Consider the following 13,353-nt stretch of genomic DNA (forward strand, 5'->3'; position numbering starts at 1 on the left):
CGGCCACCACCGAGATCTACACTTATGCGATCGTCGGCAGCGTCAGATGTGTATAAGAGACAGCCCCGCGCCGGCGCCGGCGCGGGGGGCGGCCCGGGCGGCGGCGCCGGCCCGGGAGGCGGAGCCGGTGCTGCCGGGGCCGGTGGGGGGGGGGGCTCGGGAGGCGGAGCCGGTGCCGGGTTGGGGGGCGGGGTCACCGCCGGCGACTTGCCCATCGCCAACAGCATTTCGCCGGTTCGCCGGGACAACTGCCAACCCCCTTGAAAGGGCGTGAATTCCATGGGGAAGTGGAAGCTGGCGTTTGCCCGCTGGGCGGTGTTGACGTCGATGGTCGCCACGACGTCGGCGGGGGTCTTGTCCGACCAGGCGATGTCGTGCGCGACGAAGTTCATGGGCAGGTAGCCGTTGTCGCGCAAGGCGTTGGAAAACTTGCCCAGAGTGTCCGCGCTCTCCGGGGTCGCGCCTTCGACCAGACTCACCTTGTTGATACCGGGTACGTTCGGGTCGACGAGCCGGGTCAAGATGTCGGTAAGGGCTTCAGGTGTCGGCAGCGGGGTAGTCGGAAAACTAGCGACCGTGCTCGACGTGGCTGGGGCCGCAGCGGGCATGGAGGAGGCGATTCGGGGTTGCTGATGCGACGAACATCCCGAGAAACCGACCGCCGCCAGGATGGTGGCGGCGCTCAACGTTGCGGACAGGTGTCGGTGCATCCAGTCGATCAGGACGGCTGCGGGGTCGGGGCGCTGTGCGAAACGGGCACCCGCCGTGCGGTCGGGCCAACGGGTGCAACTGAACTCACACCCGCGCTCACCATCCCGACGTCGGCTGAGCCGACTAGGCCGGTGGCGAGGCTTTTTGCGGTCACGGCGGCCCTTTCGATCAGCGAGATTAGTGGCCGAGATTACCAGCGAGACGAAAATCTTAACTTTTCGTGGGTATTTGACTCCGCACATCATTGGTCAATCGCCGGTAGCTTTGAAGTATTCACCGCGCCAATTCGGTGTGGGAAAGGAGCGCAACATGGGTGGCTCAGAGCGTTCTGAAGCATTCGGTACCCCCAGCGAGTCAGGCATGTCCCCCGGCGATGCTGCCGAATTGGAAGAATTACGCCGCGAGGCAGCGCTGCTGCGCGAGCAACTCGAGCATGCGGCCGGGCAAACTGGCGCCCGCTCCGCGCGCGATGTGCATCAACTCGAAGCCCGTATCGACTCGCTTGCGGCCCGCAACTCGAAGTTGATGGAGACGCTCAAAGAGGCGCGCCAGCAACTACTGGCGTTGCGGGAGGAAGTCGATCGACTCGGGCAGCCGCCGAGTGGTTATGGCGTATTGCTGGGCGCGCACGAGGACGAAACCGTCGATGTGTTCACCTCTGGCCGCAAGATGCGCCTGACCTGCTCGCCGAACATCGAGGTCGCGTCGCTGCGGAAGGGCCAGACGGTTCGCCTCAACGAGGCGCTGACCGTCGTCGAGGCCGGCACCTACGAATCGGTCGGCGAGATCTCCACGTTGCGAGAGCTGCTGGCCGACGGGCACCGCGCGTTGGTCGTCGGTCACGCCGACGAAGAGCGCATCGTGTGGCTGGCGGAGCCGCTGGTGGCCGAGGACCTGCCGGAGGGGCACCCCGACGCGCTCAACGACGACACCAGGCCGCGCAAGCTGCGGCCGGGCGACTCGTTGCTGGTCGACACCAAGGCGGGCTACGCGTTCGAGCGCATCCCCAAGGCCGAGGTCGAAGACCTGGTGCTGGAAGAGGTGCCCGACGTCAGCTACCAGGACATCGGTGGCTTGACTCGCCAGATCGAGCAGATCCGCGACGCCGTGGAGCTGCCCTTCCTGCACAAGGAGCTGTACCGGGAGTACGCGCTGCGCCCGCCCAAGGGTGTGTTGCTGTACGGCCCGCCTGGGTGTGGGAAGACGTTGATCGCTAAGGCGGTCGCGAACTCGCTGGCCAAGAAGATGGCCGAGGTGCGTGGGGACGACGCGCGCGAGGCGAAGTCCTACTTCCTCAACATCAAGGGCCCGGAGCTGCTGAACAAGTTCGTCGGCGAGACCGAGCGGCACATCCGGCTGATCTTCCAGCGGGCCCGCGAGAAGGCGTCCGAGGGAACACCGGTGATCGTGTTCTTCGACGAGATGGACTCGATATTCCGCACCCGCGGCACCGGCGTCTCCTCCGATGTCGAGACCACAGTGGTTCCGCAGCTGCTGAGTGAGATCGACGGGGTGGAGGGGCTGGAGAACGTCATCGTGATCGGCGCCTCCAACCGTGAGGACATGATCGACCCCGCGATCCTGCGGCCCGGCCGCCTGGACGTCAAGATCAAGATCGAGCGGCCCGATGCCGAAGCGGCACAAGACATCTTCTCGAAGTACCTGGTCGAGACGCTGCCGGTGCATGCCGACGATCTCGCCGAGTTCGGGGGCGACCGTTCGGCCTGCATCCGGGCGATGATCGAAAAGGTCGTCGAGCGGATGTACGCCGAGATCGACGACAACCGGTTCCTGGAAGTCACCTACGCCAACGGTGACAAGGAAGTCATGTACTTCAAGGACTTCAACTCCGGAGCCATGATCCAGAACGTCGTCGACCGGGCGAAGAAGAACGCGATCAAGTCGGTGCTGGAGACCGGACAACCGGGTCTGCGCATCCAGCATCTGCTCGACTCGATCGTCGACGAGTTCGCCGAGAACGAGGACCTGCCCAACACCACCAACCCCGATGACTGGGCACGGATTTCGGGCAAGAAGGGCGAGCGGATCGTCTACATCCGCACGCTGGTCACCGGCAAGAGCTCGAGCGCATCGCGGGCCATCGACACCGAATCCAACCTCGGCCAATACCTGTAGGGGCGACAAGCCGGCGCGGCGTGGTTCAGCGTCAGTCGGTCACCAGCGAATAGCTGTTGGTCAGATTGTCTTGCAGCACTTGGGCCGCCCGGGTGCGGGTGTCCACGCGCAGCTCGTCGGTGAGAACACGTGGCTGGTAGGCCCACCCCGCCGGCAGGTCGAGCCGGTCGCCGAGTCGCGGCAGATCGGCTTGCGACAGGTTGGGGTCGGCGACCTGGCTCAAGGTCTGCATCACCCAGTGCTGTTCCTGGGGGTCGATGAGTTCGTAGATCTGTTGTCCGGCGTTGAAGACGAAGACCGTGTGGCGATTGACCTTGTTCGGGATATAGGGCGCGGGATTCATCGCGGACAACAGGACCGTCGCCTGCTGGATCATCTCGATGCCGCCGAAGGTCTTGGTTACCTGGGGACCTTGGGCTTCTTTCTCGATGGCGTTCATCAGCCAGTACCGCGGACCGTTGAGCAGCGCTGCGGCCACGCCGTTTTCGGCGGCGATGGCGTGCGGGTCGAGCGCGGACCACAGTTCGGCGGGGCAGTCGTTGAGCGGAAAGCTGTTGTAGACCGTTGCCTGCGGGCCGGCCTCGCCGGCGGTTACCAGCAGCACTTCGCCGTAGCGTTTTCCGGCCAGGTCGAGCGCGTGTTTACCGACGTGGTCGGATTCGGGGGCGGACACACGGTGAAGTTAGTCACTACCGTCGGTGCCGTCAACAGCAAGCGCGGACGGCGCGACGGCGCCGCGGTAGCGGTTGCGGGCCGCCAGGGCCGTGTGCAGATCGTCGATCAGCGGGTCGAGAAACATTCCCCGGTACTCGGCGTCGTCCACCGCGCGGGCGCTGATGTACATGAACGTCAGCGCGCCCAGGAACAGGCACATGTGGATCAGCGAATCTGGTGCCGGGAACGTGAAGCCGAATACCGTCGAGGTGGTGGCGGTGTTGTGCGCCCATTCCTTGAGCAGCGGTGGCGTCAAAATGATCAGGCCGAGGACCAGATACATCGTCGCGCCGACTGCGGCCACCACCAGGATCTCGATGAGTTGTGAGGTCGCCAGCAGGAACACCACGTTGAGGCGCTCTGCGCGTTTCAGCGGGGAGCCGGCCGCGTTCTCATGCATCGTCGCAAACGGCGTGCCGGCAAGGTTCTCGCTGCCTTGGGGCAGCGATGCCATCGACTTCAACAGGGGCCGCACCCGTTCCACGGTCTTGGACACGACGAAGGTCCCTGCAATGCCGAGCAGGAAAACGATTGCCAGCGAAAGTCTTTCGCCATTGATGTTCGCCGCCATCAGCCAGACGTACGTGTTGAAGAACACCAACGCGGTCAGCAGCACGATGGGCAGGGCGCGGACCGCCAGCGTGCCGACCGTGGACAGGTGCTCCATCGTCATGCGCACCGCCCAGGCGAACACCGACCCGACGCCGCTGCCGGTCAGCACCAACACCAGGACCAGGATGACGGCGTGCCGGGTCAACTGCATGGGGCCGGATTCGATGACACCGCACGCGACCGCGAGGCCCAGTGCCACGGTCGCCACAGTCGCGCGGTTGCGCCCGCTCGACGTCCGCGACACCAGCCAACCGGCTAGCACGGCCAGCGGGAGAGCGAGCGCGAGCAGCGCCAGAATCACCCACTGGTGAGTCGTCGGCGTTCCGCTGATGAAGACCTCGTTGCCGTCGCTGACGAAATAGACGCCCAGCAGGCAGACCTCCACCGCCGCCCAGGCCGCCAGCACGGGAGCGCATCGCGGCCACAGCCGCCGCCACCGGCCGCGCCGGGTCAGCACCGACGGCAACCCCCGCTTTAAGAACCACTGTTCAGCCGCGGCCGCCTGCCTGCGGTCCGGCGTGCGGCGCAGAGTTGGGTCCACATCCGGTCACCCTAGTGGCGCGGCAACCTCGTGCCGGCCGTTTTCCCCCTGCGCGAGGACGGATAGTCGCCCGGCCTACGCTGAACGCATGCAACGGATTATCGGGACGGAGGTCGAGTACGGAATTTCGTCGCCGTCCGACCCGACCGCCAACCCGATCCTCACCTCGACCCAAGCGGTGTTGGCCTATGCGGCCGCCGCCGGCATTCAACGCGCCAAGCGCACCCGATGGGACTACGAGGTGGAATCGCCACTGCGCGACGCCCGTGGTTTCGACCTGAGCCGCTCGGCCGGACCGCCGCCGGTGGTCGACGCCGACGAGGTCGGCGCTGCCAACATGATCCTGACCAATGGGGCGCGGCTCTACGTCGACCACGCCCACCCCGAATACTCGGCGCCCGAGTGCACCGACGCGCTCGACGCGGTGATCTGGGACAAGGCCGGCGAGCGGGTGATGGAGGCCGCCGCCCGGCACGTCGCCAGCGTGCCCGGGGCCGCCAAGCTGCAGCTCTATAAGAACAATGTGGACGGCAAAGGCGCCTCCTACGGCGCGCACGAAAACTACCTGATGTCGCGGCAGACGCCGTTTTCGTCGATCATCGCCGGGTTGACCCCTTTTCTGGTGTCCCGGCAGGTGGTGACCGGCTCCGGCCGGGTCGGCATCGGGCCGTCCGGGGACGAGCCCGGCTTCCAGCTGTCGCAGCGCTCCGATTACATCGAGGTCGAGGTCGGCCTCGAAACCACCCTCAAGCGCGGCATCATCAACACCCGCGATGAACCGCACGCCGACGCCGACCGGTACCGCCGGTTGCACGTCATCATCGGCGACGCCAACCTGGCCGAGACGTCGACCTATCTGAAGCTGGGCACCACGGCGCTGGTGCTGGACCTGATCGAAGTCGGCCCGGAGCACGGGATCGACCTGAGCGACTTGGTGCTGGCCCGGCCGGTGCATGCGGTCCACGCGATCAGCCGCGATCCGTCCCTGCGGGCCGTCGTGGCGCTGGCCGACGGTCGCGAATTGACGGCCCTTGCGTTGCAACGGATTTACCTGGACCGCGTGGCGAAGCTGGTCGACAGCCGCGACCCCGACCCTCGCGCCGCCGACATCGTGGAGACCTGGGCGGAGGTGCTCGATCAACTCGAGCGGGACCCGATGGAATGCGCCGAGGTGCTCGACTGGCCGGCCAAGCTGCGCCTGCTCGAGGGTTTCCGGCAGCGGGAGAATCTCAGCTGGTCGGCGCCGCGGCTGCACCTGGTCGACCTGCAGTATTCCGACGTCCGGCTGGACAAGGGCCTGTACAACCGGCTCGTCGCGCGTGGCTCGATGAAGCGTCTGGTCACCGAACACCAGGTGCTGGAGGCCGTGGACAACCCGCCGACCGACACGCGGGCGTACTTCCGCGGTGAATGCCTGCGCAGGTTCGGCGCCGACATCGCCGCGGCCAGTTGGGACTCGGTGATCTTTGACCTGGGTGGCGACTCGCTGGTGCGGATTCCGACACTGGAGCCGCTGCGCGGCAGTAAGGCGCACGTCGGAGCACTGCTGGACTCGGTGGATAGCGCCGCCGAACTGGTGGAACAACTCACCAGCTAAGCCGGTTAAACCGGGGAACGTCGGGGTCGACCGGTAGGGTAGAGATACCAGCGGGGCAGTGTGGCTTTGGAACCAAGCAAGCCGCTGAACAAGTTCAGATGAAGCAGGAGGCCGGCGATGGCTCAGGAGCAGACCAAGCGTGGCGGTGGTGGTGGCGACGACGACGATTTCGCCGACAGCACGGCCGCGGGCCAGGAACGCCGCGAGAAGCTAGCCGAGGACACCGACGATCTGCTCGACGAGATCGATGACGTCCTCGAAGAGAACGCTGAAGACTTCGTCCGGGCATACGTCCAAAAGGGCGGACAGTGACCTGGCCCTTCTCTGACCGCCTGTTCACCAACTCCCCACTCCCGGCAAATCCCGCCGTAGACCTGTCGTCGTTTGCTGACTTTCTGCGCCGTCAAGCGCCGGAGCTGTTGCCGGCGAGTCTCGGTGGCGCGCAAGCCGGCGGGGCCGGCTCGCAGCTGCCGCACGGCACCACCATCGTGGCCCTGAAATATCCCGGTGGCGTTGTCATCGCCGGCGACCGTCGCTCGACCCAGGGCAACATGATCGCCGGGCGTGACGTGAAGAAGGTGTACATCACCGACGACTACACCGCCACGGGCATCGCGGGCACCGCGGCCATCGCCGTCGAGTTCGCCCGCCTCTACGCGGTGGAACTCGAGCACTACGAGAAGCTCGAAGGCGTGCCGCTGACGTTCGCCGGTAAGGTGAACCGGCTCGCGATCATGGTGCGTGGCAACCTGGCCGCCGCGATGCAGGGCCTGGTGGCCCTGCCGCTGCTGGCGGGTTACGACATCCACGCGGCCGACGCTGAGGGCGCCGGCCGGATCGTCTCGTTCGACGCCGCCGGCGGCTGGAACGTCGAAGAAGAGGGCTATCAGTCGGTGGGGTCGGGGTCGATCTTCGCCAAGTCGTCCATCAAGAAGTTGTACTCGAGGGTGGTCGATGCCGATTCCGCGGTGCGGGTGGCCGTCGAGGCACTGTACGACGCCGCCGATGACGATTCCGCCACCGGCGGACCCGACTTGGTGCGCGGTATCTACCCGACGGCGGTCACCATCGGTGCCGAAGGGGCGGCCGAGGTGCCCGAGCGGCGGATCGCCGAGCTGGCCCGCGAAGTCATCGAAAGTCGCTCGCGCGCAGATACTTTCGGCCCCGATGGCGGTGAGAAGTGAGCTTTCCCTATTTCATATCGCCCGAGCAGGCGATGCGCGAGCGCAGCGAGCTCGCACGCAAAGGCATCGCGCGCGGCAAGAGCGTGGTCGCGCTGGTCTACGCCGGTGGTGTGCTGTTCGTGGCGGAGAACCCGTCGCGGTCCCTGCAGAAGATCAGCGAGCTCTACGATCGCGTGGGCTTCGCGGCCGCGGGCAAGTTCAACGAGTTCGACAATCTGCGGCGCGGCGGAATCCAGTTCGCCGACACCCGGGGCTACGCCTACGACCGCCGCGACGTCACCGGGCGCCAGCTGGCCAACGTTTACGCCCAGACCTTGGGCACCATCTTCACCGAACAGGCCAAGCCGTACGAGGTGGAGTTGTGCGTCGCCGAGGTGGCGCACTACGGCGAGACGAAACCGCCTGAGTTGTACCGCATCACCTACGACGGGTCGATCGCCGACGAACCGCATTTCGTGGTGATGGGCGGTACGACGGAGCCGATCACCACGGCGCTCAAGGAGTCCTACGCCGAGAACGCCGACCTGCGCGACGCGACGCAGATCGCCGTAAAGGCGTTGCGGGCCGGCAGTGCGGACGGTTCCAACGGGGATCCGTCTCCGGATGTGGGCAGCCTGGAGGTTGCCATCCTGGACGTCTCCCGGCCGCGGCGGGCGTTCCGGCGGATCAACCGGGCCACCCTGGAAAGCCTGCTGCAAGAGGGGGATTCGAAGCAGCCGGAAACCAACGGCGAAGCACCGGATTCCAACGGCGACTCCGCGGGCTGAATCGGGCGTGTCCGCGCGTGTTCGCTATCGGCAGAACACCGAGCGCACGGGTGCCGTTCTGGGACCGCTGGTGCCCAGGGTGCTGGTGAGCCGTCGCGGGAGGCGCTAGCGGGCCGCGGGAAACTCGTCGGGGCCCGTAGGCGCGGCTTCCGTGCCGTCCCGGTCAGACAACCAGTACCCTCGATTACGTGCAGCGACGAATTATGGGCATCGAGACCGAGTTCGGTGTCACCTGCACCTTCCACGGCCATCGCCGCCTGTCCCCGGACGAGGTCGCCCGTTATCTCTTCCGGCGCGTCGTGTCTTGGGGGCGCAGCTCCAACGTCTTCCTCCGCAACGGTGCCCGGCTGTATCTCGACGTGGGCAGCCACCCCGAATACGCGACGGCCGAGTGCGACAGCCTGGTGCAGCTGGTCACCCACGACCGGGCCGGCGAATGGGTGCTGGAAGACCTGCTCATCGACGCCGAACAGCGGCTCGCCGACGAGGGCATCGGCGGGGACATCTACCTGTTCAAGAACAACACCGATTCGGCGGGCAACTCCTACGGCTGCCACGAGAACTACCTGATCGTGCGGGCCGGTGAGTTCTCCCGCATCTCCGATGTGTTGCTGCCGTTCCTGGTCACCCGACAGCTGATCTGCGGGGCCGGCAAGGTGCTGCAAACCCCCAAGGCGGCGACGTTCTGCCTTTCCCAACGTGCCGAGCACATCTGGGAGGGTGTCTCCTCGGCCACCACCCGCAGCCGGCCGATCATCAATACCCGCGACGAGCCGCATGCCGACGCCGAGAAGTACCGGCGGTTGCACGTGATCGTCGGCGACTCCAACATGTGCGAGACCACCACCATGCTCAAGGTGGGCACCGCGGCGCTGGTGCTGGAAATGATCGAGGCCGGCGTTCCCTTCCGCGACTTCTCGCTGGACAACCCCATCCGTGCCATCCGGGAGGTCAGCCACGATGTCACCGGCCGGCGGCCGGTGCGGCTGGCCGGCGGGCGTCAGGCCAGCGCGCTGGACATCCAGCGCGAGTACTACACCCGCGCCGTCGAACACCTGCAGACCCGGGAGCCCAACGCCCAAATCGAGCAGGTGGTGGACCTGTGGGGGCGTCAGCTCGACGCGGTCGAGAGCCAGGACTTCGCCAAGGTCGACACCGAAATCGACTGGGTGATCAAGCGCAAGCTGTTCCAGCGCTACCAGGACCGCTACAGCATGGAACTGTCCGACCCCAAGATCGCCCAGCTGGACCTGGCCTATCACGACATCAAGCGGGGGCGCGGCGTGTTCGACCTGCTGCAGCGCAAGGGCCTTGCGGCGCGCGTGACCACTGACGAGGAAATCACGGAGGCGGTCGACCATCCGCCCCAGACCACCCGCGCCCGGCTGCGTGGCGAGTTCATCAGCGCCGCCCAGGCCGCGGGCCGCGACTTCACCGTCGACTGGGTGCACCTCAAGCTCAACGACCAGGCCCAACGCACCGTGCTATGCAAGGACCCCTTCCGGGCGGTCGACGAGCGGGTCAAGCGGCTGATCGCCAGCATGTAGCTCGACCGCTCACCATTGGTCGCACCAGTCACACGAGCCCCGCCGTGGCTGCCCATGCTCGCGCCAGAAAACGTGACAGCCCGGCGCTATCAAATCCTCAAGTGCTGGGGTGCCCGCCAGCTCGTGACTGATGTGGCGATTGTTAATGCTGCAACTCGCCAGCCGGTGCAGGCGCGGCGCGCGCGCCAGCTATAACCTGGTGCGAATGGCGACCTCGAAAGTCGAGCGGTTGGTCAATCTCGTCATCGCCCTGCTGTCCACCCGCGGCTACATCAGCGCGGAGAAGATCAGATCCAGCGTGGCCGGGTACGCGGACAGTCCCAGCGCCGAGGCGTTCTCCCGCATGTTCGAGCGCGACAAGAACGAGCTGCGCGATCTGGGCATACCGCTGGAGGTCGGCAGGGCGTCGGCCCAGGACCCCACCGAGGGCTACCGCATCAACCGCGACGCCTACTCGCTGCCGGCAGTCGAGCTGACTTCGGACGAGGCGGCCGCGGTTGCCGTCGCGACGCAATTGTGGGAGTCGCCCGAACTGATCACCGCCACCCAGGGCGCGTTGCTCAAGCTGCGTGCCGCCGGGGTGGACGTGGACCCGGACGCCCCGGTGGCCATCGCCTCCCCGGCCGGCGTGCCCGGGCTGCGCGGGTCGGAGGAGGTTCTCGGAGTCCTCTTGTCGGCCATCGATTCCCGGCAGGTGGTGCAGTTCCCGCACCGGCCGTCGCGGGCCGAGCCGTACAGCATGCGCACCGTGGAACCGTGGGGCGTCGTGACCCAGAAGGGTCGCTGGTATCTGGTGGGCCACGACCGTGACCGCGACGCCACTCGCACCTTTCGGCTGTCGCGGATCGGCGCCGAGGTCAGGCCGATCGGGCCGCCCGGTGCGGTCGTTGTGCCCGAGGACGTGGACCTGCGCCAGATCGTCGCCCGCACGGTGGCCGAGATCCCGACCGGGGGGCAGGCGCGGGTGTGGGTCGCCGACGGGCGGGCCACCGCGCTGCGGCGCGCCGGGAGGTCCACCGGCACGCGGCAACTGGGCGGCCGCGACGGCGACGTGGTCGAGATCGACATCGGATCCAGCGACCGGTTGGCGCGCGACATCGCCGGCTATGGGGCCGACGCCGTCGTGCTCGAGCCACAGTCACTGCGCGACGACGTGCTGGCGCGGCTGCGCGCCCACGTGGAGGAGGCGAACCGCCCATGACTCCCATATCCACCCGATTGATCCGGCTGCTCAATATGGTGCCGTATTTCCAGGCCAACCCGCGGGTCACCCGGGCCAAGGCGGCCGCCGACCTCGGGGTATCCGCCAAGCAACTGGAAGAGGACCTCAACCAGCTGTGGATGTGCGGCCTGCCCGGCTACTACCCGGGTGACCTGATCGACTTCCAGTTCTCCGGCGACACCATCGAGGTGACGTTCTCCGCGGGCATCGACCGGCCGCTCAAGCTCACCTCGCCGGAGGCCACCGGTCTGTTGGTGGCGCTGCGCGCACTCGCCGATATCCCGGGCGTCGTCGATCCGGAGGCGGCACGCAGCGCGATCGCCAAGATCGAGGCGGCGGCCGGCGCAATCGGGCACGACGCCGCCGGCTCGGTGGCAGCGGTTGACGAGCCAGCGCCTGCGGAAAGCCGCGCGGCGGCCGCAGTCCGCACGGCCGTGCAGCACAAACACGCGCTGGCCATCGACTATTACTCCGCGTCGCATGACACCCTTACCAGCCGGATTGTCGACCCCGTCCGGGTACTGCTGATCGGCGGCCACAGCTACCTGGAGGCCTGGTCACGGGAAGCGGACGGGGTGCGGCTGTTCCGCTTCGACCGGATCGTCGATGCCACCGAGTTGGACGAGCCGGCGGCTCCACCCGAACTGGCGCTGCAGGCGCCGCCGGACACGTCGTTGTTCGACGGAGATCCGTCACTGCCTTCGGCCAAACTGCGGGTCGCGCCTTCGGCGTCGTGGATGTTCGAGTACTACCCGATGCGTGAGGTGCGGGAGTTGCCGGACGGATCCTGCGACGCGGTGATGACCTACGCCTCCGAGGACTGGATGACGCGACTGGTGCTCGGCTTCGGGTCGGACGTGCGGGTGCTTGAACCGGAGTCACTCGCGAGACGTGTCCGGGATGCGGCGGCCGCGGCGTGCGAGTCCTATCAGGCGCTAACCCGTTGACGTGACGGCGCGGGCGGCCCGGTGGACCGTCGCACTGCGGTAGCATCGGGTAGACGTCTGGAGGTAATCAAAGTGGGCAGTCTTAGTCCGTGGCACTGGGCGATCCTCGCTGTGGTGGTGATCCTGCTTTTTGGTGCCAAGAAGCTCCCCGATGCAGCACGTTCGTTGGGCAAGTCGATGCGCATCTTCAAGTCTGAGCTGCGCGAAATGCAGACCGAGAACAAAGCGGAGTCGCCGGCCTTGGAGACCAACAGCGCGACCAACAGCGCCCCCTCCGCGGCGAACCCCACTCCCGTGCAGTCGCAGCGAGTTGACGCTCCGGCGGCGGAGCAGGGGCACTCCGAAGCACGCCCGGCGTAGCTCGCCGTCATCGTCGCGGTGCCCGAACGCTACTGAACGAGCGTCGTGAAAGTTTTCAAGGTTTCAGCGCGCACTGCCGGCGTGCTGAAGCGCCTCAATCCGCGTAACAGGCGCAGCCGAACCAATCCCCACGCGACGATGTCGCTCGTCGATCACCTGACCGAGCTGCGCACCCGGTTGCTGCTCTCGCTGGCCGCCATCCTGATCACCACGATCTTCGGGTTCTTCTGGTATTCGCACTCGATCTTCGGGCTGGAAAGCCTCGGCGAGTGGCTGCGCCACCCCTACTGCTCCCTGCCCCAATCGGCACGCGCCAGCATCAGCGCCGACGGTCAGTGCCGACTGCTGGCCACGGCGCCGTTCGACCAGTTCATGTTGCGGCTCAAGGTCGGGCTGACCGCCGGGGTCGTGCTGGCCTGCCCGGTGTGGTTCTACGAACTCTGGGCGTTCATCACGCCGGGGCTGTACCAAAAGGAGCGACGCTTCGCGGTCGGGTTCGTGATCCCCGCGGCGCTGCTGTTCGTCACGGGCGCGATCCTGGCCTACTTCGTGCTGTCCAAGGCGCTGGGCTTCTTGCTGACGGTCGGCAGCGACGTGCAGGTGACCGCCCTGTCCGGGGACCGGTACTTCGGGTTCCTGATCAACCTGTTGGTGGTGTTCGGCGTCAGCTTCGAATTCCCGCTGCTGATCGTCATGCTCAACATGACGGGCGTGCTGCCCTACGAGCGGCTCAAGTCCTGGCGGCGCGGCCTGATCTTCGGGATGTTCGTGTTCGCCGCGGTCTTCACGCCCGGGTCCGACCCGTTCTCGATGACCGCCCTCGGCGTGGCGCTCTCGGTGCTCCTCGAGTTCGCCATCCAGATCGCCCGCCTGCACGACAGGCGGAAGGCCAAGCGCGAAGCCCAGGCGGTGATCCCGGACGACGAGGCATCGGTCATCGAGCCGCCCGCACCGATACAGGACCCGGTCTGGGAGCCGTCGTTCACCGGCCAGCATGACGATGTCACCTAATCCG

The 13,353-nt window shown here is 66.7% G+C and carries 12 protein-coding genes and 1 pseudogene; 10 read left to right on the forward strand and 3 right to left on the reverse strand.

Going from position 1 to position 13,353, the window contains the following annotated elements; genetic code table 11:
• Positions 1 to 146 precede the first annotated feature (146 nt).
• A pseudogene (locus A5781_RS14015) lies at positions 147 to 710 on the reverse strand (hypothetical protein); the annotation flags it as partial.
• A gap of 310 nt (positions 711 to 1,020) precedes the next feature.
• On the opposite strand from A5781_RS14015, the gene arc reads away from it, so the two are divergent.
• Positions 1,021 to 2,847: a proteasome ATPase gene (arc, locus tag A5781_RS14020; protein ID WP_067207187.1), complete on the forward strand. Its 1,827-nt coding sequence runs from the start codon at positions 1,021 to 1,023 to the stop codon at positions 2,845 to 2,847.
• A gap of 31 nt (positions 2,848 to 2,878) precedes the next feature.
• On the opposite strand, the gene A5781_RS14025 is transcribed toward arc, so the two are convergent.
• Both A5781_RS14025 and A5781_RS14030 read right to left on the reverse strand, forming a co-directional pair.
• Positions 2,879 to 3,520: a hypothetical protein gene (locus A5781_RS14025; RefSeq protein WP_067206848.1), complete on the reverse strand. Its 642-nt coding sequence runs from the start codon at positions 3,518 to 3,520 to the stop codon at positions 2,879 to 2,881.
• Positions 3,521 to 3,529: 9 nt separating this feature from the next.
• On the reverse strand, positions 3,530 to 4,714 hold the full coding sequence (locus A5781_RS14030; RefSeq protein WP_067206851.1) for a hypothetical protein: 1,185 nt from the start codon (positions 4,712 to 4,714) through the stop codon (positions 3,530 to 3,532).
• 88 nt (positions 4,715 to 4,802) lie between these two features.
• Here A5781_RS14030 and dop point away from each other — a divergent pair, with 88 nt between their 5' ends.
• The 9 genes from dop (at position 4,803) to tatC (ending at position 13,349) form a co-directional block, all read left to right on the forward strand.
• Positions 4,803 to 6,311: a pup deamidase/depupylase gene (gene dop / locus A5781_RS14035; RefSeq protein ID WP_067206855.1), complete on the forward strand. Its 1,509-nt coding sequence runs from the start codon at positions 4,803 to 4,805 to the stop codon at positions 6,309 to 6,311.
• A gap of 117 nt (positions 6,312 to 6,428) precedes the next feature.
• On the forward strand, positions 6,429 to 6,623 hold the full coding sequence (locus tag A5781_RS14040; RefSeq protein WP_007170369.1) for a ubiquitin-like protein Pup: 195 nt from the start codon (positions 6,429 to 6,431) through the stop codon (positions 6,621 to 6,623).
• Positions 6,620 to 7,495, forward strand: a complete 876-nt coding sequence (prcB, locus tag A5781_RS14045) for a proteasome subunit beta (RefSeq protein ID WP_067206858.1) — start codon at positions 6,620 to 6,622, stop codon at positions 7,493 to 7,495. The genes A5781_RS14040 and prcB overlap by 4 nt, the downstream gene beginning before the upstream one ends.
• Positions 7,492 to 8,262, forward strand: coding sequence for a proteasome subunit alpha (prcA, locus tag A5781_RS14050; RefSeq protein WP_067206861.1), 771 nt, complete (start codon positions 7,492 to 7,494; stop codon positions 8,260 to 8,262). Before prcB ends, prcA begins: the two co-directional genes overlap by 4 nt.
• Before the next feature lie 188 nt (positions 8,263 to 8,450).
• Positions 8,451 to 9,809, forward strand: a complete 1,359-nt coding sequence (pafA, locus tag A5781_RS14055; RefSeq protein WP_156624643.1) for a Pup--protein ligase — start codon at positions 8,451 to 8,453, stop codon at positions 9,807 to 9,809.
• 205 nt (positions 9,810 to 10,014) lie between these two features.
• A complete protein-coding gene (locus A5781_RS14060) occupies positions 10,015 to 11,010 on the forward strand; it encodes a YafY family protein (RefSeq protein WP_067207190.1) in 996 nt (331 codons plus the stop codon).
• Entirely contained in the window at positions 11,007 to 11,978 is a 972-nt protein-coding gene (locus A5781_RS14065) for a YafY family protein (RefSeq protein ID WP_067206868.1), read from the forward strand. The genes A5781_RS14060 and A5781_RS14065 overlap by 4 nt, the downstream gene beginning before the upstream one ends.
• 72 nt (positions 11,979 to 12,050) lie before the next feature.
• A complete protein-coding gene (tatA, locus tag A5781_RS14070) occupies positions 12,051 to 12,338 on the forward strand; it encodes a Sec-independent protein translocase subunit TatA (RefSeq protein WP_067206871.1) in 288 nt (95 codons plus the stop codon).
• Positions 12,339 to 12,383: 45 nt separating this feature from the next.
• A complete protein-coding gene (gene tatC / locus A5781_RS14075) occupies positions 12,384 to 13,349 on the forward strand; it encodes a twin-arginine translocase subunit TatC (protein ID WP_156622713.1) in 966 nt (321 codons plus the stop codon).
• The last annotated feature ends 4 nt before the right edge of the window (positions 13,350 to 13,353 follow it).

Source organism: Mycobacterium sp. 852002-30065_SCH5024008 (assembly GCF_001665645.1).
Taxonomy (GTDB): domain Bacteria; phylum Actinomycetota; class Actinomycetes; order Mycobacteriales; family Mycobacteriaceae; genus Mycobacterium; species Mycobacterium paraffinicum.

Bases quoted from the DNA above. Each gene is read 5' to 3' on its own strand.
- arc (WP_067207187.1), top strand. From the start codon at position 1,021: ATGGGTGGCTCAGAGCGTTCTGAAGCATTCGGTACCCCCAGCGAGTCA.
- dop (WP_067206855.1), top strand. From the start codon at position 4,803: ATGCAACGGATTATCGGGACGGAGGTCGAGTACGGAATTTCGTCGCCG.
- A5781_RS14040 (WP_007170369.1), top strand. From the start codon at position 6,429: ATGGCTCAGGAGCAGACCAAGCGTGGCGGTGGTGGTGGCGACGACGAC.
- A5781_RS14060 (WP_067207190.1), top strand. From the start codon at position 10,015: ATGGCGACCTCGAAAGTCGAGCGGTTGGTCAATCTCGTCATCGCCCTG.
- A5781_RS14065 (WP_067206868.1), top strand. From the start codon at position 11,007: ATGACTCCCATATCCACCCGATTGATCCGGCTGCTCAATATGGTGCCG.